This window comes from Mesorhizobium sp. WSM3859 (assembly GCF_002295065.1).
In the GTDB taxonomy this organism is placed as follows: Bacteria; Pseudomonadota; Alphaproteobacteria; order Rhizobiales; family Rhizobiaceae; genus Mesorhizobium.
Genome location: NZ_NSGG01000001.1, coordinates 733,403 through 759,793, shown reverse-complemented (window position 1 = coordinate 759,793; position 26,391 = coordinate 733,403). Strand labels below are relative to the sequence as shown.

28 protein-coding genes are annotated in these 26,391 nt (G+C 65.2%); 17 read left to right on the top strand and 11 right to left on the bottom strand.

Translation table 11 applies throughout. The features are described from left to right. Positions 1 to 364: transposase (locus CK230_RS03610; protein WP_141245977.1), on the top strand; the 364-nt coding region annotated here is incomplete at its 5' end. Positions 365 to 533: 169 nt separating this feature from the next. Here the strand turns inward: CK230_RS03610 and CK230_RS03605 are convergent. From CK230_RS03605 to pcaQ, 8 genes are all read right to left on the bottom strand, one after another. After that, entirely contained in the window at positions 534 to 1,979 is a 1,446-nt protein-coding gene (locus tag CK230_RS03605) for an aldehyde dehydrogenase (protein ID WP_095815788.1), read from the bottom strand. A gap of 36 nt (positions 1,980 to 2,015) precedes the next feature. Continuing rightward, positions 2,016 to 2,801 carry a coniferyl-alcohol dehydrogenase gene (locus tag CK230_RS03600; protein WP_095815787.1) on the bottom strand — a complete coding sequence of 262 codons (786 nt, stop codon included), beginning with the start codon at positions 2,799 to 2,801 and terminating at the stop codon, positions 2,016 to 2,018. A gap of 2 nt (positions 2,802 to 2,803) precedes the next feature. Beyond that, the gene (locus tag CK230_RS03595; RefSeq protein ID WP_095815786.1) at positions 2,804 to 3,865 is read right to left on the bottom strand and encodes a branched-chain amino acid ABC transporter permease; all 1,062 of its coding nucleotides are present in this window, start codon (positions 3,863 to 3,865) and stop codon (positions 2,804 to 2,806) included. Continuing rightward, complete coding sequence (locus CK230_RS03590; protein ID WP_095815785.1) at positions 3,862 to 4,758, bottom strand: branched-chain amino acid ABC transporter permease; 897 nt, start codon at positions 4,756 to 4,758, stop codon at positions 3,862 to 3,864. The genes CK230_RS03595 and CK230_RS03590 overlap by 4 nt, the downstream gene beginning before the upstream one ends. Further along, positions 4,755 to 5,483 carry an ABC transporter ATP-binding protein gene (locus CK230_RS03585; RefSeq protein ID WP_095815784.1) on the bottom strand — a complete coding sequence of 243 codons (729 nt, stop codon included), beginning with the start codon at positions 5,481 to 5,483 and terminating at the stop codon, positions 4,755 to 4,757. Before CK230_RS03585 ends, CK230_RS03590 begins: the two co-directional genes overlap by 4 nt. After that, positions 5,480 to 6,211, bottom strand: coding sequence for an ABC transporter ATP-binding protein (locus CK230_RS03580; RefSeq protein ID WP_095815783.1), 732 nt, complete (start codon positions 6,209 to 6,211; stop codon positions 5,480 to 5,482). Before CK230_RS03580 ends, CK230_RS03585 begins: the two co-directional genes overlap by 4 nt. A gap of 28 nt (positions 6,212 to 6,239) precedes the next feature. After that, a complete protein-coding gene (locus tag CK230_RS03575; RefSeq protein WP_095815782.1) occupies positions 6,240 to 7,553 on the bottom strand; it encodes an ABC transporter substrate-binding protein in 1,314 nt (437 codons plus the stop codon). 181 nt (positions 7,554 to 7,734) lie between these two features. Continuing rightward, entirely contained in the window at positions 7,735 to 8,652 is a 918-nt protein-coding gene (pcaQ, locus tag CK230_RS03570) for a pca operon transcription factor PcaQ (RefSeq protein ID WP_095815781.1), read from the bottom strand. 92 nt (positions 8,653 to 8,744) lie between these two features. Between pcaQ and pcaD the strand changes: the two genes are divergently transcribed. From pcaD to pobA, 6 genes are read left to right on the top strand one after another with little or no spacing between them, the layout of a single operon-like run. Further along, positions 8,745 to 9,557, top strand: coding sequence for a 3-oxoadipate enol-lactonase (gene pcaD, locus CK230_RS03565; RefSeq protein WP_095815856.1), 813 nt, complete (start codon positions 8,745 to 8,747; stop codon positions 9,555 to 9,557). After that, positions 9,550 to 9,948: a 4-carboxymuconolactone decarboxylase gene (gene pcaC / locus CK230_RS03560; protein WP_095815780.1), complete on the top strand. Its 399-nt coding sequence runs from the start codon at positions 9,550 to 9,552 to the stop codon at positions 9,946 to 9,948. The genes pcaD and pcaC overlap by 8 nt, the downstream gene beginning before the upstream one ends. Next, a complete protein-coding gene (gene pcaH, locus CK230_RS03555; RefSeq protein ID WP_095815855.1) occupies positions 9,941 to 10,693 on the top strand; it encodes a protocatechuate 3,4-dioxygenase subunit beta in 753 nt (250 codons plus the stop codon). Before pcaC ends, pcaH begins: the two co-directional genes overlap by 8 nt. After that, a complete protein-coding gene (gene pcaG, locus CK230_RS03550) occupies positions 10,693 to 11,307 on the top strand; it encodes a protocatechuate 3,4-dioxygenase subunit alpha (protein ID WP_095815779.1) in 615 nt (204 codons plus the stop codon). The genes pcaH and pcaG overlap by 1 nt, the downstream gene beginning before the upstream one ends. A gap of 11 nt (positions 11,308 to 11,318) precedes the next feature. Next, positions 11,319 to 12,371 (top strand): 3-carboxy-cis,cis-muconate cycloisomerase, encoded by a 1,053-nt coding sequence (locus CK230_RS03545; RefSeq protein ID WP_095815778.1) that lies wholly within the window; start codon positions 11,319 to 11,321, stop codon positions 12,369 to 12,371. Beyond that, positions 12,371 to 13,543, top strand: coding sequence for a 4-hydroxybenzoate 3-monooxygenase (gene pobA / locus CK230_RS03540; RefSeq protein WP_095815777.1), 1,173 nt, complete (start codon positions 12,371 to 12,373; stop codon positions 13,541 to 13,543). Before CK230_RS03545 ends, pobA begins: the two co-directional genes overlap by 1 nt. A 13-nt stretch (positions 13,544 to 13,556) precedes the next feature. Here pobA and pcaF read toward each other — a convergent pair whose 3' ends face one another. The 3 genes from pcaF to CK230_RS03525 are packed head-to-tail and all read right to left on the bottom strand — an operon-like array spanning position 13,557 to position 16,414. Next, a complete protein-coding gene (pcaF, locus tag CK230_RS03535; protein ID WP_095815776.1) occupies positions 13,557 to 14,762 on the bottom strand; it encodes a 3-oxoadipyl-CoA thiolase in 1,206 nt (401 codons plus the stop codon). Then, the gene (locus CK230_RS03530; protein ID WP_095815775.1) at positions 14,763 to 15,560 is read right to left on the bottom strand and encodes a CoA-transferase subunit beta; all 798 of its coding nucleotides are present in this window, start codon (positions 15,558 to 15,560) and stop codon (positions 14,763 to 14,765) included. After that, entirely contained in the window at positions 15,557 to 16,414 is an 858-nt protein-coding gene (locus CK230_RS03525) for a CoA transferase subunit A (protein ID WP_095815774.1), read from the bottom strand. The genes CK230_RS03530 and CK230_RS03525 overlap by 4 nt, the downstream gene beginning before the upstream one ends. A gap of 93 nt (positions 16,415 to 16,507) precedes the next feature. Between CK230_RS03525 and CK230_RS03520 the strand changes: the two genes are divergently transcribed. From CK230_RS03520 to CK230_RS03475, 10 genes are all read left to right on the top strand, one after another. Then, a complete protein-coding gene (locus CK230_RS03520) occupies positions 16,508 to 17,290 on the top strand; it encodes an IclR family transcriptional regulator C-terminal domain-containing protein (protein WP_095815773.1) in 783 nt (260 codons plus the stop codon). A gap of 361 nt (positions 17,291 to 17,651) precedes the next feature. After that, positions 17,652 to 18,377 (top strand): GntR family transcriptional regulator, encoded by a 726-nt coding sequence (locus CK230_RS03515; RefSeq protein WP_095815772.1) that lies wholly within the window; start codon positions 17,652 to 17,654, stop codon positions 18,375 to 18,377. 2 nt (positions 18,378 to 18,379) lie between these two features. After that, positions 18,380 to 19,426 carry an ADP-ribosylglycohydrolase family protein gene (locus CK230_RS03510; RefSeq protein WP_095815771.1) on the top strand — a complete coding sequence of 349 codons (1,047 nt, stop codon included), beginning with the start codon at positions 18,380 to 18,382 and terminating at the stop codon, positions 19,424 to 19,426. Then, the gene (locus CK230_RS03505) at positions 19,423 to 20,397 is read left to right on the top strand and encodes a PfkB family carbohydrate kinase (RefSeq protein ID WP_095815770.1); all 975 of its coding nucleotides are present in this window, start codon (positions 19,423 to 19,425) and stop codon (positions 20,395 to 20,397) included. The genes CK230_RS03510 and CK230_RS03505 overlap by 4 nt, the downstream gene beginning before the upstream one ends. Before the next feature lie 39 nt (positions 20,398 to 20,436). Beyond that, on the top strand, positions 20,437 to 21,501 hold the full coding sequence (locus CK230_RS03500; protein WP_095815769.1) for an ABC transporter substrate-binding protein: 1,065 nt from the start codon (positions 20,437 to 20,439) through the stop codon (positions 21,499 to 21,501). A gap of 27 nt (positions 21,502 to 21,528) precedes the next feature. Further along, complete coding sequence (locus CK230_RS03495; RefSeq protein WP_095815768.1) at positions 21,529 to 22,398, top strand: ABC transporter permease; 870 nt, start codon at positions 21,529 to 21,531, stop codon at positions 22,396 to 22,398. Then, the gene (locus CK230_RS03490) at positions 22,398 to 23,186 is read left to right on the top strand and encodes an ABC transporter permease (RefSeq protein WP_095815767.1); all 789 of its coding nucleotides are present in this window, start codon (positions 22,398 to 22,400) and stop codon (positions 23,184 to 23,186) included. The genes CK230_RS03495 and CK230_RS03490 overlap by 1 nt, the downstream gene beginning before the upstream one ends. Further along, positions 23,186 to 24,253, top strand: a complete 1,068-nt coding sequence (locus tag CK230_RS03485) for an ABC transporter ATP-binding protein (RefSeq protein WP_095815766.1) — start codon at positions 23,186 to 23,188, stop codon at positions 24,251 to 24,253. The genes CK230_RS03490 and CK230_RS03485 overlap by 1 nt, the downstream gene beginning before the upstream one ends. Before the next feature lie 83 nt (positions 24,254 to 24,336). Then, positions 24,337 to 25,425: a Gfo/Idh/MocA family oxidoreductase gene (locus tag CK230_RS03480; RefSeq protein ID WP_095815765.1), complete on the top strand. Its 1,089-nt coding sequence runs from the start codon at positions 24,337 to 24,339 to the stop codon at positions 25,423 to 25,425. Positions 25,426 to 25,476: 51 nt separating this feature from the next. Next, complete coding sequence (locus CK230_RS03475) at positions 25,477 to 26,391, top strand: sugar phosphate isomerase/epimerase (RefSeq protein WP_095815764.1); 915 nt, start codon at positions 25,477 to 25,479, stop codon at positions 26,389 to 26,391.

The window sequence follows — 26,391 nt, the reverse complement described above, 5'->3', positions numbered from 1 at the left end:
CACCGAGCCGGCTGACGAGCTGATCTGCGGCGACGAGAAGGCGGCCTATGGCGATCAGGCCTATTACACCCACGCCAGGCACGATCGGCTCGCCGAAGCCAACATCAAGGATCGGCTGATGCGGCGGGCCAACAGGCATCACCCTGAACTGCCGCCGCGCCAAAAGCTGCGCAACCGGCTGATCGCCAAGGTACGGGCGGCGGTGGAGCGGCCGTTTGCCGTGTTCAAGGAGCACTACGGCATGCGGCGCGTGCGCTTCTTCAATCTCGCCGCCAACCGCACGCAATGCATGCTGGCGGCCTGTGCCTACAATCTAAGGACTATGATCGGAGCCCTCTTCCCACCTGCTGAGAGACGAGCATGAGGAGGAGTGCGTCCGCAATCCAGCGGATCGGCCGCCTAGCCCGGCAAATGCCCCGCAAAGCCGCCGAAAACCGCTCCACCGGCCTTCAAAAAGCGCCTCACTAGCCCAACAAACAGAACTCGCTCCCCCGTGCAAAGCCCTCGCAAGGGGAGAAGGAAGATGCTGCTAATCAGAACGGGTAGTGCTGGCCTGGGTCCTCGATCGTCACCCAGCGCAGGTCGGTGAATTCGGCGATCGAGGCCTTGCCGCCGAAGCGGCCATAGCCCGAACCCTTGACGCCGCCGAACGGCATCTGCGCCTCGTCGCCGACAGTCGGGCCGTTGATATGGCAAATGCCGGCCTGGATGCGCGCGGCAACCGCCATGGCGCGGCGAATGTCGCGGCTGAAGACGGCCGACGACAGGCCGTATTCGGTATCGTTGGCGACGCGCACTGCTTCTTCCTCGCCCTTGACGCGAATGACCGGCTTCACCGGGCCGAAGGATTCTTCCGCGTAGACGCGCATGGCGGGCGTCACGTGATCGAGGAGCGTTGCTTCCACGACTGTGCCCGTCCGCTTGCCGCCGGCGGCAAGCTTTGCACCTTTCGCGGTCGCGTCGGCAATCAGCTCCTCCATCTTGTCGGCGGCCTGGCTGCTGATCAGCGAGCCCAGCACGACATGGCCGCGCGGATCGCCGGCCGGAAGTTTTGAGGCACGGGCGGCAAGCTTGGCGACGAACTCGTCGGCGATCTTCTCGTCAACGATAAGACGTTCGGTCGACATGCAGATCTGGCCCTGATGCATGAAGGCGCCGAAAACAGCGGCATTCACGGCCGCGTCGATGTCGGCGTCGTCGAGCACGACGAGCGGTGCCTTGCCGCCGAGCTCGAGCAGGGCCGGCTTGAGGTGCCGTCCGGAGAGTTCGGCGATGATGCGGCCGACCTTGGTCGAGCCGGTGAAATTGACGCGCTTGACCGCCGGATGCGCGATCAGCGCTTCGACGATTGCCGCCGCGTCCTTCGGGTCGTTGGTGACGACGTTGACGACGCCTTTGGGCAGGCCGGCCTCGACCAGTACCTGGCCGATCAGGCGATGCGTGCCCGGGCACATTTCGGACGCCTTCAGCACCACCGTGTTGCCACAGGCGAGCGGCATGGCCAGCGCGCGCGTGCCGAGGATGACCGGCGCGTTCCACGGCGCGATGCCGAGGCAGACGCCGGCCGGCTGACGGATCGCCATGGCCAGCGTGCCGGGCTTGTCGGACGGAATAACCTCGCCGGAAATCTGCGTGGTCATCGCCGCCGCCTCGCGCAGCATGTTGGAGGCCAGCATGACGTTGAAGCCGGCCCAGGGTGCAGTAGCGCCGGTCTCTTCCATCATCAACTTCGTGAACCCGCCAACCTTCGAAGCCATCACATCGGCCGCCTTCAAGAGCAGCGTCCGGCGCTCGCCGGGACCGATCTTCGACCAAGCATCGAACGCTACGGCTGCCGCATCGGCGGCGGCATTGGCGTCGGCAATGCTCGCGGCGGCGGCGCGTGTCGCGAGCTTGCCGGTGAAGGGGTCCAGGCGCTCGTAGGACGCCTTGCCGGTTGCCGCTCGCTCGTCGCCATCGATCAGAAGTCCGATATCCATTGTTCTCTCCCTCGCTCCCGCTGGAGCGCTACAAAATTAGAAGCCGAGCACTTCGGCGTTTATAGATGCTTCAAGGCCGCCGTCGACGGGCACGTTGGCCCCATTGATCCAGCGCGCGCCATCCGAGCACAGGAACAGCACGACCGGCGCGATGTCGCCCGATGCGCCGGCTCGGCCGACCCGGGCGATGTCGCTGTCGACCTTCGCGTCGCCCAGCACGCTACGGAACTGTTTGAGGATCGGCGTCTCCACCGGGCCCGGGCTCACCGCGTTGACGCGGATGCCACGGCTCTTGAACAGCTCCTGATGCGCGGCGCGGAAGGTCCACAGGAGCAGGAGCTCCTTCGAGACCGGGTAGCCTTCCTCGTTCTTGACCGCGTGGTCGGCGATCACCTTGGCGACATCGGGAAAGCCTTCGACGCTCACCATCGAGGCGGCGCGGTTGAGATTGGCGCGCCAGCCATAGCCCGCGATCGAAGCGACGTTGACGATGGCGCCGCCCTCGCGAAGTTTCGGCGCCAGCTCCTCCGAGAGCGCGCGCAGGCCGTAGAAATTGACGGCGAGCGTCGATGCCGCGCCGGTGTTGCCGGAGAGGCCGGCGACGTTGCACAGCGCATCCAGACGCTGCGGCAGTTGCGCGACAAGATCGTCGACGCCCGCCTTGGACGAGATGTCGGCCTTGACGAAGATGCCCTGATGATCGGCCGGCTCGCGCATGTCGACGCCGATCACATCGGCGCCAAGTTGGCCCGCCAGTTCCGCCGTGCGGGCGCCGATGCCCGACGCGACGCCGGTGATGAGGATCGTCTTGCCGAACAGCATGCTCACGCTTTCTCCCGCGATGTTGTTACCTGTGCCGGCGAAGCGGTCCCACCGGTCGTGTCGCTTGCGTTGACAGGCAGCCTGACGCGGTAGCCGACCGACAACAGGCGCCAGCCGAAGCGTTCTTCGAGCGTCCCCCACAGGCCACGCGGCAAGAGCAGCGAGAAGACCAGCGCCGTGGCGCCGAGGCCGATCAGGTACCAGACGCCGGTGCCGCCGAACCACGTCTCGATGAGAAAGAACAGCAGCGCGCCGAGGATCGCGCCCTCGAAGGTGCCGATGCCGCCGACCAGCACCATGAAGATCATGTAGGCCGTCCACTGCACGCTGAAATAAGTTTTCGGCTGGAAGGTGATCGCGGTCGCCAGCCACAGCGCGCCGGCGACGCCGATGCCGAAGGCGGCGAGCACGAAGAGCAGCCGCTTGGTGCCGGTGACGCGCACGCCGATGGAGGCTGCCGCGTCCTCATTGTCGCGGATAGCGCGGATGGCGGCACCCGTGCTGCCGCGCAGCAGGCCGAACAGGACGGCGAGCAGCGCCGTCATCGAGGCCAGCGCCAGCCAGTAGATGGTTAGCCTGCGTGTCGACGCGTCGTAGACGTTGAGCGAGATCAGCGAGGTTCCGGTCTCGCCTTGGATCAACCGGTCGAGATTGACGAGAAGGTGCGTGAGTGCCGCTATCACCCACATGCCGATGGCGAACTCGCCGTTCCTCAAGCGCAGCATGAACAGCGAAATCGGCCACGACACGGCGCCGACGATGACCGCCGAAACGAACAGCGAGACGAACGGATTGAGCCCGGCATTGGCGAGACGGATGGCGAAGTAGGCGCCGAGGCCGAAGAATACCTGCTGGCCGACCGAGACCAGCCCGCCGAAGCCGGCGAGCGCATTCCACATCGCGGCGAGGATGACATAGATGAACAAAGCGGTCATGCGGTCGACCGCGCCTGCGGAGAGGAACTGCGGCGCGAGGGCAAGCAGCAGGATGATGATCGCGACGCCGAAGCCGGCGATGCGCGAGGCGGCAGTGCCGCGCTCGATGACGGGGGAAGCTGCGCTCATGACACCTTCCCCGTCGAGAACCGCAGCAAGCCGCGCAGGCCGAGGCCGGAAGTGTAGAGCCGGATGAACAGCACGATCAGGAAGGCGACATGGCCGCCGATGAGAAAGCCTTGCGGGTGTACCTTGGCGCCGAGCGTCTGGGCGAGCGCCAGCACGATGCCGCCGACCAGCGTGCCCCAGAGCGAACCGGCGCCGCCGATGACGGCTGCCTCGAAGGCGAACAGCAATTGCGTCGCGCCCGCATAGGGATCGAAGGTGGCGCGCATGCCGAGGAAGGCGCCGGCGAGACCGACCGTGACCATGGCAATGGCGGCGGCCAAGGCGTTGGCGCGGCGCGCATCGACGCCGACGAGGCCAGCGGTATCGGGGTCTTCCGACGTGGCGCGGATCGAGCGGCCGAGCCCGGTGCGGGTAAGGAAGAGCTGCAGTCCGCCGAGCAGGACGACCGCGGTGACGAAGATGATCACCGCGAGCTTGCCGACATAGATGCTGCCCGGCCATTCCCAGGAATCGTAGGACAGGCTGCCGATGAAGGGCGCCAGCGAGCGGGTGTCGGCGCCGAACTGCTCGAACAGCACATTGTCGATGACGATGGCGAGGCCGAAGGTGGTGAGGATCGGCAGCAGCGCGCCGCCGCGCGCGCTGCGCTCGAGCAGGAAGCGCTGCAAGGCCCAGCCGATCACCGCCATCAGCGGCAACACGATGGCGAGGCCCAGGAAAGGCGAGATGTGGAAGCGCGAGGCGAGCAGCCACAGCGCGAAGGCCGACAGCACGGCGAGGCTGCCATGCGCCAGGTTGATGATGCGCATCACCGAGAACATGAAGGAGAGGCCGCAGGCGATCAGCGCGTAGTAGCCGCCGAGCAGGATGCCCTGGACGATCTGGTTCATCATGCCGGCACGCCCCCGGCGCCTTTGCGGTGCAGGCCGAAATAGGCTTTGGTCACCTCGTCACGTGAGACATTCTTGCTGTCGCCTGCAAGCGCGACCCGGCCCTCCAGCATGCAGATGACCTTGTTGGAGACCGAGAGGGCGCGGTTGAGGTCCTGCTCGACGAGGATGATCGTCGTGCCGGAGCTGATCAAACCCTGAAGGGAGGCATAGACGCGGTCGACGACAAGCGGCGACAGGCCGAGCGAGACCTCGTCGAGCAGGAGCAGGTCGGGATTGCTCATCAGCGCGCGGCCGATCGCCGTCGCCTGCTGCTCGCCGCCGGAGAGATGCCCGGCCTTGGCGTGGCGGCGCAGCTTGAGGTTGGGGAAGGTTTCGAGCACGCGCTCGACGCTCCAGTCGCCCGGACGGCCGGCGGCGCGTCCGAGCAGGAGATTTTCCTCGACCGTCATCTGCACGAAGAGCCGACGGCCTTCGGGCACCAGCGCGATGCCCTTGCGGACGCGCTCATGCGAAGGCACGCCGGAAAGGTCGGCGCCGTCGAAGACCACGCGGCCGGAGGCTGCCTGGTGCGCGCCGGCGATCGCCCTCAACAACGTCGTCTTGCCAGCGCCGTTGGCGCCGACCAGCGCCAGCGTCTCGCCGCGCTCGATCCCGAAGCTCACGCCGCGCACCGCCTGCAGCAGGCCATGCCGGACGACCAGATCCTCGACCGACAGCAGGCTCATTTCGGGCCTCCGCCGAGATAGGCACTGATCACCTGCGGGTCGGCCATTACCGCCCGCGGGTCGCCGTCGGCGATGATCTTTCCTGCATCCATGCAGATCAGCCGCTCGGCCACCTGCAGAAGGATGTGGACGATATGCTCGATCCAGACGATGCCGATCTTGCGGCGGCGCAATTCGCGGATGGTCTCGACGAGCTCGGCGGCCTCGCCATCGGTCAGGCCGCCACCGATCTCGTCGAGCAGAAGCAGCGTAGGCTTCGCCGCCAGCGCGCGCGCCAGCTCCAGCCGCTTGCGGTCGAGCAGGCCAAGCGTCTCGGCGCGCCGGTTGGCGACACCCAGCATGCCGCAGAGTTTCAGTGACCCAAGCGATTCCTCATAGGCCTCGTCGCGGCCGAGGCCGGCGCCATGCGAAGCGGCGACGAAGACATTCTCGAAAGCGGTCATGCCGCCGAAGGGTTTTGGCACCTGGTGCGTTCGGACGAGGCCCAGCCGGCAGCGCTGCGTCGCCGGCAGCGCTGTCACGTCATCGCCCTTGAAGGCAATCGTTCCAGCGCTTGGTGGATAGGCGCCGGAAAGCACGCTGAGCAGCGTCGTCTTGCCGGCGCCGTTCGGGCCGACGATGCCCACCGCCTCTTCGGCGCCCATGGCGAAGTCGATGTCGTCGAGCACCACAAGCGCGCCGAAGCGCTTGTGGATGCCGGCGGCACTGAGGATCGCACCGTTGGGCATGGCGTTCACGATGCGGTCCCTCGACGGATCAGCCGTTATACGGCTGGAGCTTGGCCTCGACCGGCACCTTCGGATCGGTGGCGTTTTCGGTCACGACATAGTCGAGCGGGAACTTCGAGCCTTCCTTGGCGGCGACCCATTGCGTGCCGATGATCGGGCCAGGCGAGACATTGGCAACCGGGCCGCTGGTGAAGTCGACCTTGCCGATCATGGTCTCGGTCTTCAGCGTGCTCAGCGCCTTGGCGACCGCCGCCTTGTCCTTGGCGTTGGAGCTCGCCTTGAGGGCTTCGAAGCCGGCATCGAGCAGCGACATCGAGGCGCCGAGCTGCTGCGTCCACTGCTTGCCGCTCGCCGCCTCGTAGCCATCGGCAAGCTCGGTTCCCGAGACGCCTGTCAGCGGCGACTTGTAGGGAAAGGCCTTGTGCCAGTAGGCGGCGCTGGAAATCTTCGTGCCGAGATCGCCGAGCGCCTCGATGTCGGAGGGGAACAGGCCGGTCTTGGCCACCTGGGCGATCTTGATCTGCCTCGTCAGGCCCTGCTGCGCTGCCTGGCGCCAGAAGGCGGCGAAATCGGGCGGGATCGGGAAGGAGTTGAAGATCTCGACGCCCTCCTGCTTGAACAGCGCGATCTGCGAGGAATAGTCGGTGGTGCCGGTCTCATAGGCGCCGGGATCGACGATGGTGAAACCCTGCTTGGCGAGCAGCGGCGCCAGATGGGCGCGGATGGCGTTGCCGTCGGCGTCGTTGGGATACATGACGCCGACCTTCTTGTTGGTCTCGATCAGATTCCACTGCGAGATATAGGTCTTGAAGAATTCACCGACGCCGAAGCCGAAATGATAGGTCCATTTGAAAGGCGAGGGCGCGCCGGGCTTGGCGCCACGGCCGAAATACCAGGCCTCCCACGGCATGACCGTCGACAGGCAGGGCACACCGGCTGCTTCGCAGGCATCCGCCACCGGATTGATCACCTCCGGCGTGGAGACGGCGAGCATCAGGTCGATCGCCTGGTTGTTGATCAGGTCCTTGGCGAGCTGGCCGGCGCGGGACGGGTCGGATTGCGTGTCCTGGTCGAGGATCTCGACGCTGTATTTCTTGCCTCCGAGGTCGATGCCGTTGGCCAGCGCCTTGCGGGCAAGGTCGAGCACATAGCCATCGGTCTCGCCGAAGCCGGCAAGCGGGCCGGTGCGCGGGCTGACGAAGCCGACCTTGAGCGCGTCGGCGGTTTGCGCGAAGGCCTTGCCGCCAAATGCCAGTGCCGCGCCGCCGGCCACCGACGTGGCGATGAACTGGCGCCTTGAAATGCCCGATAGAGTGGGTCTGCTGCCGATAGTGTGAGACATCTGCTCCTCCCTCAGTGGCCGTTCGACACGACGGCAAACGGGTCTTCCGTTTGCCTCCGGACAGCACGGCTTTCGATCCTCCGAGGTCACATTGCACTAGCGGTTTGGTTCGGTAAAATGATATTTTACGGTGTTTTATTAACCCCTGGGTTAGTGGAATTCGAACTGCCAGGGCCGATCATCAGGCGTGGTGGCGCGCGGCCTCGCGGATTGTCTGCAAGAGGATGGTGAAGGCGGGCGAGGGCGCGGTGTCGGTGCGCATGGTCAAGCCCACCGGCCCTTTGGTCTCTTCCGTATCCACCGGCAGGGCGACGAAGGCGCCGCTGGCGATCTCGTTGGCTACGACGCCGGCCGAGATGATCCACACGGCGTTGCTCTGGCGCATGAAGGAACGGCCGAAGGAATCGGAGACGGTTTCGATTTCCGTCGCCGGCGCGGTCATGCCGTTGGTGATGAAGAGCCGGTCGACGAAAGGCCGGATGACGGATTCCCGCGTCGGCATCAGGACGGGGAACTCGTCGAGCCGTGCGAAGATGTCGGCGCCCGGCTCGGACAGGGGATGCCCGGCCCGCACCACGAACAGCACCTGCTCCGAATAGAGGTGTTCGAAGAAGAAGCCGGTCATGTGCTCCGGCGCGGCAAGGCGGCCGACGACGAGGTCGAGCGCGCCGACGCGCAGTTGTTCCAGAAGCACCGCGTTTTCGCCGGTGACGATCTTGAGCGCTGCGCCGGTGTTCTCCTCGAGGAACAGGTTCATGGCGAGCGGCATCACGCGCGCCGACACGGTCGGCAGCGCGCCGATACGGATCGGGTCACGATTGAGGGCGCCGTCCTGGCGCACGGAATCGACGCCGCGCTTCAGCGCCGAGATCGCCGAGCCGGCGTGTCCGAGGAAGATCTCGCCGAGACGGGTGACACGGATGCCGCGCCCGTCACGCTCGACCACGGCGACGCCGAGCGCTTCTTCCAGCTCACGCAAGGTCTTGGTGACGGCAGGCGCGCTGACATGCAGGAAGTCGGCCGCGCGCGCGACGCTGCCTTGCCGCGCCACTTCGAGAAACGCCTGCAGATGGCGGAAGCGGATCCGGCTTTCGGCCATGGTTCGATAACCTCAGAGTTAATGAAACGCCGCAAAATATCATTTTACCGAACCAAACGGCTCGTGCAATGTGGCTTCGGAGGATCGAAATCGTGCCATTTGTCAGCATAGGCGGCGTGACGCTGCATCATCGCCATATCGAGGCGGCCGGCACGTCGCGTCCGATCATCTTCATCAATTCACTGGGCACCGACTTCCGCATCTGGGACGACGTTGTCGCGAAACTGACGGGCGAAATGCCGATGCTGGTCTACGACAAGCGCGGCCATGGGCTGTCGGATGTCGGCGGCGGCGTGCGCTCCATCGACGACCATGTCGACGACCTGCTGGGCCTCATCGATCATTTCGGTTTCGGGAAGGTCGTGCTCTACGGCCTGTCGGTCGGCGGCCTGATCGCGCAGCGGCTCTATACCCGCCATCCAAAAAGTGTAGAGGCGCTGATCCTCAGCGACACAGCGCACAAGATAGGCACCGCAGAGAGCTGGAACACGCGCATCGCAACCATCGAGCGCGACGGCATCGAGGCGATCGCCGACGGCATCATGAAAGTGTGGTTCACGCCGGAATTCCACGCCGCGCGCGCGGCCGATCTGGCCGGCTGCCGCAACATGCTGACCCGACAGGCGCTGCCTGGCTATATCGGCACCTGTATAGCGGTCCGCGATGCCGATTTCACCGACAGCGCGCGGCGCATCGCGGTGCCGACGATCTGCATCGTCGGCGACCAGGATGGTTCGACGCCGCCGGAGCTGGTCCGCTCGCTGGCCGGACTGATCCCAGGTGCGCGCTTCGAAGTGATCCGCAACGCTGCACACATTCCGTGCATCGAGCAGCCCGAAGCGCTCGTCACTTTGATCCGCGATTTCGTCGCCTCGTTGCCCGAGGGAAAGCCTGCTCATGGATGATGTCACGAAGAACCGCTACCGGACCGGTCTCGAGGTCCGCCGCTCCGTGCTCGGTGATCCCCATGTCGACCGCGCCGAGGACGCGGCGACCGATTTCGATCGGCCGTTCCAGCAACTGATCACCGAAGCGGCCTGGGGAACGGTTTGGGCGCGGCCCGGCTGGTCGAAGCGCGAGCGCTCGATCGTGACGCTTGCGCTGCTTGCCGCACTTGGCCATGACGAGGAAGTCGCCATGCATGTGCGCGCTACCGCCAACACCGGCGCATCGCGCGACGACATCTGCGAGGCCTTCCTGCATGTCGCGATCTATGCCGGCGTGCCGGCCGCCAACCGCGCCTTCAAGATCGCCAAGGAGGTGTTCGCGCAGATGGATGAAGCCGGCCATGGCTGAGCGAGGCTCCAACCGCTCGCCGGAAACCGGCGCCTTCTTCCAACGCGACCGCCAGTGGCATCCGCCGGCCTTCACGCCGAACTACAAGAGCTCAGTGCTGCGCTCGCCGCAGAAAGCGCTTTTGTCGTTCGACAACACGCTGTCGGAATTGACCGGGCCGGTGTTCGGGCACGCAATGCTCGGCGAGCTCGACAACGACCTGATCCACAATTTCGCCAAGGCCGGAGAGAGCGCCATCGGTGAGCGCATCATCGTCCATGGGCACGTGCTCGACGAGCGCGGCAAAGGCGTGCCGGGCGTGCTGCTCGAGTTCTGGCAAGCCAATGCCGGTGGCCGCTACCGCCACAAGAAGGACGGCTATCTCGCACCGCTCGATCCGAATTTCGACGGCTGCGGCCGCACGATCACCGGCGAAGATGGCAGCTACGCCTTTCGCACGGTCAGGCCCGGGCCTTATCCCTGGCCGAACGGGCCGAATGACTGGCGGCCGGCGCATATCCATTTTTCTGTGTTCGGCCACGGCTTCGCGCAGCGGCTGATCACGCAGATGTATTTCGAGGGCGATCCGCTGATCTGGCGCTGCCCGATCGTCGGCGGCATTTCAAACAAGGCGGCGGTCGAGGCGCTGATCGCCGCGCTCGACATGCACGCGACGATCCCGATGGACGCGCTCGCCTACACGTTCGACATCGTGCTGCGTGGGCGCCGCTCGACGCTGTTCGAGAACAGGCCGGAGGGTAATTGATGGCGCAGTCGCTCGACCGGCTGAAGGAAAGCCCTTCGCAGACCGCCGGCCCCTATGTGCATATCGGGCTGACGCCGAATTTCTGCGGCATCGGCGGCGTCTATGCGGGCGACCTCGGCTCGACGATGGTCAACAGCGAGACCAAGGGCGAGCGCATTGAATTGCGCATCCGCGTGCTCGACGGCACCGGCACACCGCTGAAAGACGCACTGGTCGAGATCTGGCAGGCCGATGCCGGCGGGCTCTACAATTCGCCGGCCGAGCTGCGCGGCACGGCCGATCCCAACTTTTTGGGCTGGGGCCGGCAGCCGACCGACATGGAAACAGGCGTCTGCCGGTTCCATACGATCAAGCCGGGCCGCGTGCCGTTCCGCGATGGCCGGCTGATGGCCCCGCATATCACGCTGTGGATCGTGGCGCGCGGCATCAATATCGGCCTGCACACCCGGCTCTATTTTTCGGATGAGGAAAAGGCCAATGCCGAGGATCCGATTCTGGCGCGCATCGAGCATCGCCTGCGCGTGCCGACGCTGATCGCCGAGCGCCAGGGCGACACTTACGTCTTCGATGTCCACCTGCAGGGCGAAAAGGAGACGGTCTTCTTCGACAGCTGACCGCAACCAATATGACCGTTTCGCCCTTCGATCATCCGCTGCTTTCCGGCCTGCTCGGCGACGAGGAGGCGGCCAGGCATTTTTCCGTCGAAGCCGACATTGCCGCGATGTTCGATTTCGAGAGGGCGCTGGCTGAGGCGGAGGCCGAGTGTGGCGTCATCCCGCGTGATGCCGAGGCGGCGATCTTGCAAGCTTTGGCCGAATTCCGGCCGGACACGGCGAAGCTGCGCGCCGGTGTCGCCAGGGACGGCGTCGTAGTGCCGGAACTGGTGCGGCAGATCAAAGCTGCAGTCGGCGCGCCGCACGATGCATATGTGCATTTCGGCGCCACCAGCCAGGACGCCATCGACACCTCGCTGGTGCTGCGCCTGCGCCAGGCCAGCGACCATATCGGCCTGTTGCTTGGCGAGAACGTCGTGCGCCTTACCGGTCTCGAGCTGGAGTTCGGAGAACGTCAGTTCATGGCGATGACGCGCATGCAGCCGGCAATCCCGATAACAGTAACGGATCGGACTACATCCTGGAGGGCGCCGCTCGAGCGTCACCAGCAGCGCCTTGCCGAAATGTCCGACCGTCTGCTGGCGCTGCAATTCGGCGGTGCCGCCGGCACGCTGGAAAAGCTCGGCGACAAGGCAGCGGCCGTTCGCGCCGCACTTGCCGCGAAGCTCGATCTTGCCGATGCGCCGCAATGGCATAGTCAGCGCGACGCGCTTGCCGAGTTCGCCGGCTGGCTGTCGCTCGTCACCGGCAGCCTCGGCAAGCTCGGGCAGGACGTTGCGCTGATGGCGCAAGTCGGTTCCGACATCAAACTGTCGGGCGGCGGCGGTTCGTCGGCCATGCCGCACAAGCAGAATCCGGTGAAGGCGGAAGCGCTGGTGGCGCTGGCGCGCTTCAATGCGGTGCAGCTTTCCGGCATGCATCAGGCGCTGGTGCATGAGCAGGAGCGCTCGGGTGCGGCCTGGACACTGGAGTGGCTGATCCTGCCGCAAATGGTCGTGGCGACGGCGGCCGCGCTCAGGCTTGCCGCCGAGCTGACCGCGCAGATCGAGAGCCTTGGTCACTGATGCGCACGAAGGTCGCCATTATCGGGTCGGGACCATCCGGCCTGCTGCTCGGACAGTTGCTCGCCGGCATCGGGGTCGAGACCATCATTCTCGAACGATCGAGCCGCGAGCATGTGCTTGGCCGCGTCCGCGCCGGCGTGCTGGAACAAGGCACGGTCGACCTGCTCGGCGAAGCGGGCGCGGCCGACCGGCTGCATGCCCAGGGCCTGCCGCATGAAGGCATCTCGCTCGCCTTCGACGGCCGCGCGCATCGCATCGACATGACGGCGCTCACCGGCGGCAAGCACGTCACCGTCTACGGCCAGACCGAGGTGACGCTGGATCTGATGCAGAAGCGCGAAGGGGCGGAGCTCCAGACCGTCTTCGAAACGTCGAATGTCGTGCTGCATGATTTCGACGGCGCGTCGCCCTTCGTCACCTACGACAAGGGCGGCGTCACGCATCGCATCGATTGCGACTTCATCGCCGGCTGCGACGGCTATCACGGCGTCAGCCGCAAATCGGTGCCGCAGGGCGCGCTGAAGACGTTCGAGCGGCAGTATCCGTTCGGCTGGCTGGGCGTGCTGGCCGAGGTGCCGCCGGCCGACCACGAATTGGTCTATGCCAATCACGAGCGTGGCTTTGCGCTCTGCTCGATGCGCTCGCCGCAGCGCAGCCGCTACTATGTGCAGGTTCCCACCGACGAGCGCGTCGAGGCCTGGTCCGACGACCGCTTCTGGGACGAGCTGCGCAGCCGCCTGCCGGCGCAGATAGCCGCCGCCGTCACCACCGGGCCGTCCTTCGAGAAGTCGATCGCGCCGCTGCGCTCCTTCGTCGCCGAGCCGATGCGCTTCGGAAAACTGTTCCTGGTCGGCGATGCCGCCCATATCGTGCCGCCGACCGGCGCCAAGGGCCTCAACCTCGCCGCCAGCGACGTGCGCTATCTCTTTGCCGGACTTCGCGAATTCTACCGCGAGAGGTCAGAGGCCGAGCTCGGCGCCTATTCGGCCAAGGCGCTGGCGCGGGTGTGGAAAGCGGTGCGCTTTTCCTGGTGGATGACGACGATGCTGCACCGCTTTCCCGAGACGGGCGAGTTCGGCCAACGTATCCAGGAAGCCGAGCTCGATTATCTCGTGCACTCCAAGGCCGCTTCCACGGCGCTGGCCGAAAACTACGTCGGTCTGCCTTATTGATCTGCCTGGGCGGTCAAACCCGCTCCAGCGCGATCGCGATGCCTTGGCCGACGCCGATGCACATGGTGGCCAAAGCCAGCTTGCCGCCGCGCTCGCTGAGTTCCAGCGCCGCCGTGCCGGTGATGCGTGCGCCTGACATGCCGAGCGGATGACCGAGCGCGATCGCGCCGCCATTCGGGTTTACATGCTCCGCCTTCTCGGAAATTCCGAGTTGGCGGAGCACGGCAATGCCTTGGGAGGCGAAGGCTTCGTTCAATTCGATGATGTCGAACTGTTCGGGCGTCAGGCCGAGGCGGGCGCAAAGCTTGTTGGTGGCCGGCGCCGGTCCGATGCCCATGATGCGCGGCGCGACGCCTGCGACGGCGCCGCCGAGAATACGGGCGATCGGCGTCAGGCCGTGCTTCTTCGCCGCTGCTTCGGATGCGATGATGAGAGCGGCCGCGCCGTCATTAACGCCGGAGGCATTGCCGGCGGTGACCGTGCCGCCCTGGCGGAACGGCGTCGGCAATTTGGCCAGCGCTTCGATGGTGGTGCCGGCGCGTGGATGCTCGTCCTTCGACACGACGATTGCCTCGCCCTTCCTCTGCGGGATGGTCACCGGCGTGATCTCCTTCGCCAGCCGGCCATTCTCTTGCGCGGCCACCGCCTTGTCCTGGCTGCGGACGGCGAAGGCGTCCTGGTCGGCGCGTGAGACGGAGAAATCCTCGGCGACATTCTCGCCGGTCTCCGGCATGGAATCGACGCCATACTGCTTCTTCATCAGCGGGTTGACGAAGCGCCAGCCGATGGTGGTGTCGTAGATCTCGGCATTGCGCGAGAAGGCCGTGTCGGCCTTCGGCATGACGAAGGGCGCGCGGCTCATCGATTCCACACCGCCAGCGATCATCAGCTCGGCCTCGCCTGACTTGATGGCGCGCGCGGCGATGGTGACGGCGTCCATGCCCGAACCGCACAGGCGGTTGACCGTCGAACCGGGAATGTCCTGAGGCAGGCCGGCCAGCAGCAGCGCCATGCGCGCCACGTTGCGGTTGTCCTCGCCGGCCTGATTGGCGCAGCCATAGACGACGTCGTCGATGGCAGCCCAATCGAGACCCTTGTTGCGCTCCACGAGCGCTCGCAACGGGATAGCGCCGAGATCGTCGGCGCGCACGGAGGACAACGAACCGCCGAAGCGGCCGATGGGCGTGCGGATGTAGTCGCAGATATAGGCTTCAGCCATTTACGCAGCTTTCCCTTTGGCGGTCCCTTGATGCGCCGCCTTGGTGCGGGCCTGCAGGTCGCGCAATGTTCTCAGCTCGAGTTCCGTCGGCGCCGGTGTCTCGTCAAGGGCCTCGGCGAATTTTACGATCCAGCCACAAGTTTCCTGCACCTGCTCGCGGCTGACGCCTGGATGCAGCGACACCACGGTGAATTCCTTGGTTACCGGGTCCGGCTTCCAGATGGCGAGGTCGGTGATCAGAAGCGTCGGGCCGGCGGTGTCGATGCCGAGCCGTTTGCGGTGGTCGCCGCCTTCGCCATGGCCGAATGAGGTGAAGAAGTCGATCTTCTCGACCATGCCGCGCTTCGACTGGGCCATGGTGATGTAGACCTGCCTCGATGAGGTGGCGATCTCCGGCGCGCCGCCGCCGCCGGGCAGGCGGGTCTTGGGATGCGCATAGTCGCCGATGACGGTGGTGTTGATGTTGCCGAACCTGTCGAGCTGCGCGGCGCCCAGGAAGCCGATCGAGATGCGGCCGCCCTGCAGCCAGTAGCGGAACATCTCCGGCACCGCAACGGTGGTGACCGCCGTCTCGCACAACTCGCCGTCGCCGATCGACAGCGGCAAGACGTCGGGCGCGGTGCCGATGGTGCCGCTCTCATAGATCAGCGTGATGTCGGGCGCGTGCGTCAGTCGCGCGACGTTGCAGGCGGCCGATGGCGCGCCGATGCCGACGAAGCAGACATCGTCGCTTTTCAAGGCGCGGCTGGCGGCGATCGTCATCATCTCGTTGGGGGTGAAGCCCTTCGTGTCGCTCATGCGGCTTTCCTCAGATGTCCGACGCGGCCGGCAAAGTCGTCGGGGCTGCTCTCGATGACATTCTTCTGCATCCACGCCTGGAAGCGGTCGCGGTCGGCGGCGATCTCGTCCCATTCGAGATAGGCGGCGTTGTCGCGCTCATAATAGCCATGCGTGTAGGACGGGTGCGAGCCGCCCGGCACGACGGAAATCGCCGCGATCGTCCAGTTCGGCAGCACGGTGAGGTTGGGGTGGAGGTCGTCGAAATTGTCGACCACTTCCTCGACCGTCACCACCGCGCGCTTTGCCGCCAGCACTGCTTCCTTCTGGATGCCGATGATGCCCTCGACCAGCACATTGCCTTTCCGGTCCGCCTTCTGCGCGTGGATGAAGGTGGCATCTGGCCTTATCGCCGGGACGGCGGCCAGCACCTCGCCAGTGAAGGGGCAGGTGACCGATTTGATGTTCGGATTGACCGCGGCGAGACCGGCGCCGCGATAGCCGCGGAACACCGCGCAGGGCAGGCCGGCGGCGCCCGCCTCATAGGCGTTGGCCATGCCGGCGTGGCTGTGCTCTTCGACCTCGATGGCATGCGGAAAGCCGTTCTCGATGGCGTCGCGGGCGCGCCTGAGCAGGCCGACGCCCGGATTGCCGACATAGGAGAAGACGATCTTCCTCGCCATGCCCATGCCGATCATCTGGTCGTAGATCAGGTCCGGCGTCATGCGGATCAGCGTCAGGTCGCGAAAACCCTGGCGGATCGCCTCATGCGCGGCGGCGGTGGGGATCAGATGGGTGAAGCCTTCGAAGGCCACTGTGTTGCCATCGTGCAGGTTCTCCGCGACGGCTTCCTTCAGCGGCAGAAACTTCACCATTTCCAAACTCCGACAAATCAGAAAAGTTCGCATTGCGAACATATGTTTGATATGTGATACTTTTTAATCTGACCCGGGTTGGGAGTCAATGTCATGGAAGCGGTGGCGGACGATGAAGCTGGCTCACGCGACCATGTCGGTTCGCTGGAGCGCGGCCTGGCGGTGATGGAAATCCTCGCGCGCCATCCCGAAGGCATGACGCTGACCGAGATGGCGGAGGAGGCCGGCCTGACCCGTGCGGGCGCCCGCCGCTTTCTGCTGACATTGGTCGCCACGGGCTATGCGACGCAATCCGGCCGGCTGTTCTCGCTGTCGCCGCGCCTTTTGACGGTTGCACGGACCTGGCTCGGCGGCGCCTCGCTCTGGACCTTCGCCGCGCCCATCATGCGCGAGGTGGCCGAGAAATTCGACGAAGCCTGCAACGCCGCTGTGCTCTCGGGCGAGGACGTCGTCTATGTCGCGCGCATCCCCGGGCGGCGAATCTTAAGCGTCGCGCTCGATGTCGGCACCAGGCTGCCGGCTTATTGCACGTCGATGGGGCGCGTGCTGCTTTCCGGCCTGTCGGCGGATGACTTGAAGACCTTCCTGGCGCAAGCGACGATCGAGCGGCGAACGCCGAAGACGATCACCGGCCGCGCCGCGCTCGGCAAGGCCATCGACAAGGCAAGAGCGGAGGGCTTCGCCGTCGTCGACGAGGAATTGGAGCTCGGCCTGCGCTCAATCGCGGTGCCGATCGTCGATCGCGCCGGCCGCACAGTGGCCGCCATCAATGTCTCGACGCAGTCGGCGCGTTTCTCGGTCGAGGCGATGGAGCGCGACATCCTGCCGGTGCTGCGGCAGGCCAAGCAGCGGGTGGAAGAGTTCTTCTTCGTTTGAGCAGCAAGACCGCCCGAAGTCGGGCGCTGCCCCCTGATCGCCCTGCCGGGCGGGTCTCCCGTATAATAGGGACTAGGGCAGTCGCATATGCGAGTTCGGATAACCGGCATACCTTAGTTGGCGTCATCCTCGGGCCTGTCCCGAGGATCTACCGGCCTCTCTGAGCTAGTCGCGCTATTATCCGCATGCGACGGCGGATCCTCGGGACAAGCCCGAGGATGACGGCGTTGCGTTGGCCTTCGCCGATAAGCCCATACGCGATTGCCCGGTGTAGTGACCGGAAGAAGGACCTAGCCGTTGACGCTTCATTTCAGATACGATATTGAACAGGGTTATACAGGTTCATTGAACAGGTATCGATATGGCCCGTGGCGCGATGCAGCTCTCTCCCGGCACGGGCAAGCCCGAGCAGATCGCAACGGTTCTGGAACATGAGATACGCTCCGGCGTGCTCGGTTTCGGCGACCGCCTGCAGAGCGAGAACGAGCTCGTTCAGCGCTTCTCCGTCAGCCGCAACACGGTTCGCAAAGGGTTGGAAGAACTCTCCAGCCGGGGCCTCATCACCACCAAGGTCGGCATCGGTTCCTTCGTGACCTTCGACGGCATGCCGGTCGACGACGCGATCGGCTGGTCGCGCGCGCTCGCCAATGCCGGCGCCAATGCCGAGACCCGCACCTTGCGGCTCGAGATCATCGAGGACGCGGAACTAGCGGCAAGGCTAGGCGTCGAGGGCCCCTCCTTCATCGCCGTAGACCGCGCCCGCACCAATGCCGATGACGGCCACGCCATCTCGATCGAGCGCAGCCGCCTGCCGCTGTCGCCGGAACTGGAAGACATACCGTTGCGGGGCCTGCGCGAAGGCACGCTGCACCAGACACTGCGCGGGGCGGGGCTGGTGCCCGACCACGGCGAGGAATGGGTCGACATCGAGATGCTGAGCGCGGCCGACGCCGCCATCCTCGCCTGCGCGCCTGGCACGCCGTTCCTGCGCACGCGCCGGCTGACGCGCGCCGCCGACGGGCGCGCCATCGAATTCGTCACCAGCCTGCTCAACCCCGCGCATTTCGCGCTGCATCTGGAGTTCTGAGCATGGCGGGAGAGGAGAGCGATCGAACAATCGGCGATCGGGCAATGGGCGCGCTGGTCGGCGGGGCGCTTGGCGATGCGCTGGGCATGCCGACGCAGCTTCTGTCGCCGGCCCGCATCGCCGAGCTTTACGGCCATGTCGAGGATTTCGTCGCGCCCGCCGCCGATCACCCGGTGTCGAAGGGGCTGCCGGCCGGCGCGATCACCGACGACACCGAGCAGGCGCTGCTGCTTGGCCGCATCCTTGTCGAGTCCGGCGACCGCTTCGACCATGCGCGCTGGGTCAACGCGCTGCTCGGCTGGGAGCGCGACGTCAAGGCGCGTGGCAGCTATGACCTGCTCGGACCATCGACCAAGCGCGCCATCGACGCCATCAACAGCGGCGTGCCGGCGGAAGAGGCCGGGCGCGGCGGCGACACTAACGGCGCTGCAATGCGCATCGCGCCGGTCGGTATCATGACGCCGCCGGAGCCGCTTGGCGCACTGGTCGCCAAGGTGGCGGAAACCTGCCGGGCCACGCACAACACATCCATCGCAATAGCTTCCGCCAGTGCCGTTGCCGCTGCAGTCAGTCTTGGCATTTCGGGCGGCGACTGGCGCGCCGCTTCCGGTCACGGGGTCGCAGCGGCAAGACTTGGCGCCACGCTTGGCCATTGGGTCACCGGCGGCGACATCGCCGCGCGCATCCTCTGGGCGCAGGAGCTTGTCCGCGGCAAGGCGGAGAAGGAAGCCATCACACTGATCGTCGACCTGATCGGCACCGGCGTCGCCAGCCAGGAATCGGTGCCGGCCGCGTTCGCGGTGCTCGAGGTCGCGCAGGGAGATGCATGGCGGGCTGCCGTGATCGCCGCCAATCTCGGCGGCGACACCGACACGATCGGGGCGATTGCCGCCGGCATGGCCGGCGCCTGCACCGGCCTGTCGAACTTGCCGCAGGACCGCATCGCCGAGCTGAAAGGCATCGACATAGTGGAGGTCCGAGCGCTGGCTGCGGATCTGGTCGCGGCACGCGACTCCAAATCCGGCCCGGGCAAGGAGAACGCCGCATGAGCGGGCGGCTCGTCCATGTCGGCAGTGCGGTGGTGGATTACGTCTACCGCATCGATGCGTTGCCGGCGGCCGGCACGGAAAAGACCGCGTCAGCTTACGCGCGGGTCGCCGGCGGCGGCTTCAACATGATGGTGGCGGCAGGCCGCACTGGCATGAAAGTGGTGTTCGGCGGCCAACTCGGCACCGGGCCGGACGGAGACTTCCTGCGCGCCGCTTTCGCCGCCGAAGGCATCGAGACGCTGACGCCGCCGTCGCCCTCGATGGATAGCGGCAATTGCGTCGCCATGATCAGCGGTGACGCCGAACGGACTTTCGTCTCCTGGCCGGGCGCCGAGAGCCGGCTGACGCTCGACATGATGAAGCCGGTCCAAGTCCTTCCGGGCGACTGGGTTTTCACCTCGGGCTATACGCTGAGCTATCCCGGGAGCCGCGATGCGCTGGCCGACTGGATCGAGGCGCTGCCGGCCGGCATTCCTTTCGTCTTCGATCCTACACCGGTGATCACCGATATTCCGCGCCCGATCCTGGACAGGGTGCTGGCGCGCACGAGCTGGCTGAGCTGCAACACCAATGAAGCAGCCGAAATAGCGGGCGCCGGCGACGCCCAGACCGTCGCCATCCGGTTGCTGGCCGAGCATTGCCTCAGCGCCGAAGGTGTCGTCATCCGTGCCGGCGCGCACGGCTGCCTGGTGCGCATGGCCGACGGCGGAACTCGCGCGGTTCCCGGTTTCAAGGTGGAGGCGGTCGACACGAACGGGGCCGGCGACACGCATATCGGCGCCTTCGTCAGCGCATTGTCGCGAAGCAAGTCGCCCTGCGAGGCGGCTCGTTATGCCAACGCTGCCGCTGCGCTTTCGGTCACCCGCCATGGCGGGTCTTCGGCGCCGACCGATATGGAAATCCTGGAATTCCTGGCTGAGCGCGGCGAAGCGACGACCGCGCTTGGCCGGGCGGACGCGACTGCAACTTAACAAGCCCGTCAATCGGGCAAACAATGAGAGGAACAGAACATGCGCATGCCCAGACTGACCGCTTTTCTGACGGCCACCGCCGTCTTCGTCTCCGCATTCACGTTTGCAGCACAAGCCGCCGAGGAAGTGCATGTGCTCAACTGGAAAGGTTATGGCGCCGACGAGCCCTGGGCGGTCGCCAATTTCGAGAAGGCGACCGGCTTCAAGGTGGTCAACGACTTCTTCAACTCCGAACAGGAGATGCTGACCAAGATCCGGACCAATCCCGGTCTCTACGACGTCGTCATGATCAACGCCGCCTTCAACGACCAGGCGATGGCCGGCAAGCTGATCCAGCCGATCGATGTCTCGAAGCTCTCCAACTATGCCGACATCGCCAAGGATAAGGCCGGCTCGCCGATGCTCAACCATGACGGCAAGGTCTATGGCGTGCCGTGGGTGTGGGGCCTGACGGCGCTGGCCATCAACGACAAGTCCTTCGACAAGCCGCCGACGTCGATCGCCGAGATGTGGGACCCGGCGCATAAGGGCCGCGTCATCATCCGCGACGACGCCGTCGAGGCGGTGCAGTTCGGCGCGATCGCTTCGGGCCAGAACATCAACGACATCAAGGATATGGAAGCGGTCAAGGCGAAGCTCACCTCGCTGATGCCGCAGATCAAGACCTTCTGGAGCTCGGAGAACGACTGGAACCAGATGCTCGCCTCCAATCAGATCGACATCGGCACCTATTGGAGCGGTTCGGCCGACCGCGCCAAGACGCATTTCAAGCTGCCGGTCTCCCTCGTCATCCCGCAAGAGGGTGCCGTCGCCTGGCTCGACGCCTTCTCGATTCCCGTCGGCTCGAAAAACGTCGCCGGCGCCGAGGCCTTCATCAACTACATGATCGATCCGAAGTTCTATGTCGAATGGGTCACCAAGGTCGGCGCGCCGGTTTCGGCCAACACTAAGGCGGTGGACGCACTGCCCGAGGACGCCTTCAACCGCAAGGTCATGGGCAGCCCCGAGGTCGCCAAGCGCATCCAATTCCAGGCGCCGGTTACCGACGAGCAGCGCGAGAAGTATCTGGCGCTGTGGCAGGAGCTGAAGGTCAACGTGAAGTAATCGATGTCTTTCGGGGAGGAGAGGCAGATGGCTGACCAGCTTGCGATCGGTTCGCGCCGCGGACTGAAGCCGGCCCTGCCGCTTCTCCTTCCCGCCTATCTGTGGCTGACGGTGGCGATCTTCCTGCCGCTGTCGGCCATGGTGTTCTTCTCCTTCATGACCGACCTGCCGCTGGCAGGCAAGGAGTGGGCCTTCACGCTCGGCAACTACGCCGCCTTCTTCTCGCAAAGCCTCTATTCGACGCTTCTGTTCGCCTCGCTGCGACTCGGGCTCGAAGTGACGCTGTGGTGCATCGTCATCGGCTACCCGGCGGCCTATGTGCTGGCCAAGGTGCTCAAGGGGCGCAGCCGCGAGGCGATCTTCCTGCTCGTCATCCTGCCCTTCTGGTCGAACGGACTGGTGCGCATCTTCTCCTGGGCGATGGTGCTGCGCGAAGGCGGCATCCTCGACACCGCGCTCAACGCGGTGCTGCCGTTCAAGATCAACATCGATCTCATGTATTCCTATCCGGCCGTCATCATCGGCCTGGTGCACTCCTATGTGCCTTATATGGTGCTGACCTGCTATCTGACGCTGCAGGCCATCGACGACTCGCTGATCGAGGCCGGCCGCTCGCTCGGCGCCTCGCGGCGGCAGGTGCTGTGGCGGGTGATCATCCCGCTGTCGATGCCAGGGCTGATCGCGGGCGCCGCGCTGATCTTCGTGCCGGTGGTCGGCTCCTTCATGGAGCCGCGCATCCTCGGCGGCCGCACAGGCACTTTCTACGGCACCGTCATCGAGGACCAGTTCGTAGCGGTCTTCAACTGGCCACTGGGGGCGGCGCTCTCCTTCATCCTGCTGGCCGTGGTGCTGATCATCCTGGCGCTGGCCGCGCCCGTCCTGCGGAGGGCTGCGTGATGGCAATGACGCGCATCCTCGAATGGCTCGGGCGTTTCTACATCGTGCTTTTGCTCGGCTTCCTCTATCTGCCGATCATCATCATGGCGGCGATGTCCTTCAATGCCTCACCCTTCTACCAATTGCCGTTCGAATGGACGACGGACTGGTACGCCTCGCTGTGGCAGAACGACCAGCTGATCGCGGCGACCTGGAACAGCATCGAGATCGCGATCATCACGACTTTGATCTCGACCGTGCTCGGCTCCATGGCTTCGCTCGCGCTTTATCGCTACGAGTTCCGCGGCAAGAAAGTCCTGCAGGCGCTGCTCTTCCCGCCGATCGCCATTCCATGGCTGATCACCGGCACGGCGATGCTGATTTTCTTCTTCGGCGTCGGCATCGGCCGCGGGCTCATCGCCATCCTGCTCGGCCATGTCGCGCTGGCGCTGCCTTACGTCATCGTCGTCGTCTCGGCGCGGCTGCAGACCTTCGCGCCGGAGCTGGAGGAGGCGGCCCGCTCGCTCGGCGCCAATCAGTGGCAGGTGACCATGCGCGTGACCTTGCCCTGGATCATGCCCGGCGTGATCGCTGGCGGGCTGTTCGCCTTCGCCGTGTCGTTCGACCAGTTCGTGGTCTCCTACTTCCTGTCGACGCCCGGCCAGACGACGCTGCCGGTGGAAATCTACGCCGCGATCCGCAAAGGCTTCACGCCCGAGATCAACGCGGTCTCGACGATCATCATTGTCGTGTCGATGGCGTTGATGCTGCTCACGGCGCGCTTCTTCAAATTCGGCGGAGAGAAATAATGGCTGGCGTGCAGGTCGCGAACGTCTCCCGCAGTTTCGGCGCGCACAAGGCGTTGGATAACGTCTCGATCGATTTCGCCGATGGCGGTTTCTATGCGCTGCTCGGGCCGTCCGGCAGCGGCAAGACCACGCTGCTGCGCCAGATCGCCGGCTTCGATTTTCCGGATGCTGGGCGCATCGCCATCGGCGGCGAAAGTGTCGAGCGCGTGCCGGTCGAGAAGCGCCGGATAGGCATGGTGTTCCAGAACTATGCGCTGTTCCCCAATATGAGCGTCGCCGACAATGTCGCTTTCGGACTTTCGGTTCGCGGCGAGCCGAAGGCGACGATCGCGGCGGAGGTGCAGCGCGCGCTGGACCTGGTGCAGCTCGGCAAGCTCGGCGGACGAAAGCCGCACCAGCTCTCCGGCGGCCAGCGGCAGCGCGTCGCGCTGGCGCGCGCCATCGTCACCAAGCCGCGGGTGCTGTTGCTCGACGAGCCTCTCGGCGCGCTCGACAAGGCGCTGCGCGTCGACATGCAGATCGAGCTGAAGCGCATCCAGCGCGAGATCGGCATCACCACCATCTTCGTCACGCATGACCAGGAAGAGGCGCTGACGATGAGCGACCGCATCGGCATCCTGCGCGACGGCCGGCTGGTGCAGGAAGGGCCGCCGGAAGAGATCTACGACAGGCCGCAAAGCGAGTTCGCCGCGACCTTCCTCGGCGACGCCAACATCTTTCGCGGTGATGCCACCGGCTCCGGGATCAAGCTGCCCGACGGCACGACGATCGCCGCGTCGACAGGCGCATCAGTGCCGGCCGGCGCCAAGGCAAGCTGCGCGGTTAGGCCCGAGCGCATCCGGATTTCGACCGGCGCGGCAGAGCCCGATCCAGCCGGTGCCAACATGCTCACTGGACAGGTCTCGAAGCGCATCTTCGCCGGCAACAACAGCACCTATTTTGTCGACCGCGATGGTCAGACGCTCAAGGTGATCGTCCAGAACACCGGGGCCGAACGGTTGGCCGAAGGTGAGCCCGTCGTGCTTAGCTGGTCTCCGGACAGCACGGTGCTGGTCGCGGCCGCCTGATCTCGCTGATGGGAAATGATTGCGCGGGCCTTGGCTGAGGCCCGGACCATCGCGTTATATCCAGTCCTCGACGGGAGGAATGGATGGCGAGTACGGGTTTCGAGCCTGACGTAAAGGTCCGCGTCAAGGACTACCGGATCGGCTGCATCGGCGCCGGCATGATCATGGCCGAATGCCATCTTGCCGCCTATGCGCAGGCTGGCTTTCCCGTGGTGGCGATCGCCTCACGCACCAAGGCGAATGCCGCGAAGGTGGCGGATCGCTGGCATATCCCGACTGTCCACGACACGCCGGAGCAATTGATCGAGGACGATCGCGTCGAGATCGTCGATCTCGCCTTTCCTCCCGACCAGCAGCCGGCGCTGATCCGGCATGCGCTGAAGCAGAAGCACATCAAGGCGATCCTGGCGCAGAAGCCGCTGGCGCTCTCGGTCGAGGAAGCGGTGAGGCTGCGCGACGAGGCGGCTGCCTCCGGCAAGATCCTCTCGGTCAACCAGAACATGCGCTACGACCAGTCGATGCGCGTGTTGAAGCAGATCATCAACAGCGGCGCGCTTGGCGAGATCGTCTTTGCCGAGATCGACATGCACGCGATCCCACACTGGCAAACCTTCCTGGCCGGTTACGACCGGCTGACGCTCGCCAATATGAGCGTGCATCATCTCGACGTGCTGCGCTTCCTGTTCGGCGATCCGGACGAGATCACCACGCTGACGCGCAAGGACCCACGCACACAGTTCGAGCATACCGACGGCATCACCGTGTCGACGCTGCGCTTTCCTTCCGGCATGCTCGCGGTATCGCTGGAGGATGTCTGGTCCGGTCCGCGTCAGGAGGACTACGATGACGACCAGCACATTAACTGGCGCGTCGACGGCACCAAGGGTGTTGCCAAGGGCACGATCGGCTGGCCGAAGGGCGTCGCCTCGACGCTGACCTACGCCTCGACCGGGGCGACGGGCGGGAAATGGGTCAGCCCAAGCTGGGAGACGATGTGGTTTCCGCATGCCTTCATCGGCGTCATGGAGCAACTCCAATTTGCCTTGAAGACCGGCACGTCGCCGGCACTGTCCGTTGCCGACAACGTCAAAACCATGGCCTTGGTCGAGGCCGGCTACCGGTCGATGGCCGAGGGCCGTACCGTCAAGTTATCCGAAATCCGCGTCGACTGAGGCAGCCGAAAGACGCGGCAACTGAATCGCTTACCCGGAGGACTTCACCTCATGATGCAGGCAGGTATCTTCACAGGCTATTTCCCCTATGGGCTGGAGGAATCGGCAAGGCGCATCCGCGGGCTCGATTTCAACACCGTGCAGCTCGACCTGCATTTCAAGGACATCGACCTGTCGGCCGGGCAGATCACAAAGGACAAGGCGCGGAAGGTGCGCGACACGTTTCGCGACCACAACCTGCCGGTCTGCTGCGTGTCCGGCTACACCAACATCATCCATCCGGACAAGGGAGAGCGGGAAAGGCGGCTTGCCTATCTCAAGGAGATCATCCGCAACGCGCGCGACTTCGGTAGCCCTTACGTGATCTCGGAGACCGGCACCTACAACACCGAGTCCGACTGGGTGCATCACCCCAAGAACAAGACCGAGGAAGGCTTCGAGGAATGCCGCAAGGTGATCTCCGACCTCGCCCGGACGGCTTACGACCACGGCGCGGTGTTCCTGCTCGAGACCTATGTCAACAATGTCGTCGGCTCGGTCGAGGAGACGGTGAAAATGTTCGCGCAGGTCGACCATCCCGGCCTCGGCCTTTTGATGGATCCGACCAATTATTTCGAGGCGCACAATATCGACCGCATGGACCAGGTGCTGAACCAGGTGTTCGACACGCTGACCGACAAGATCAGGATCGCGCATGCCAAGGACGTGAAGCGTTCGGGCAGCGACAAGACCGAGAAGCATGCAGATATCGGCGACGCGGACGCGCATGAGGGGCTGACCTTCCGCGGCGTCGGCGAGATCGAGTTGCCGGCGCCGGGGCTGGGCGCGCTGAACTACGACCTCTATCTCAAGCGGCTCAGCGAGAAGCACCCGAACATGCCGGTGATCATCGAGCATCTGACCGAGGACGATGTGCCGCGCGCCAAGACATTCCTCGACGGCAAATTCCGCGCGAACGGTCTTTGA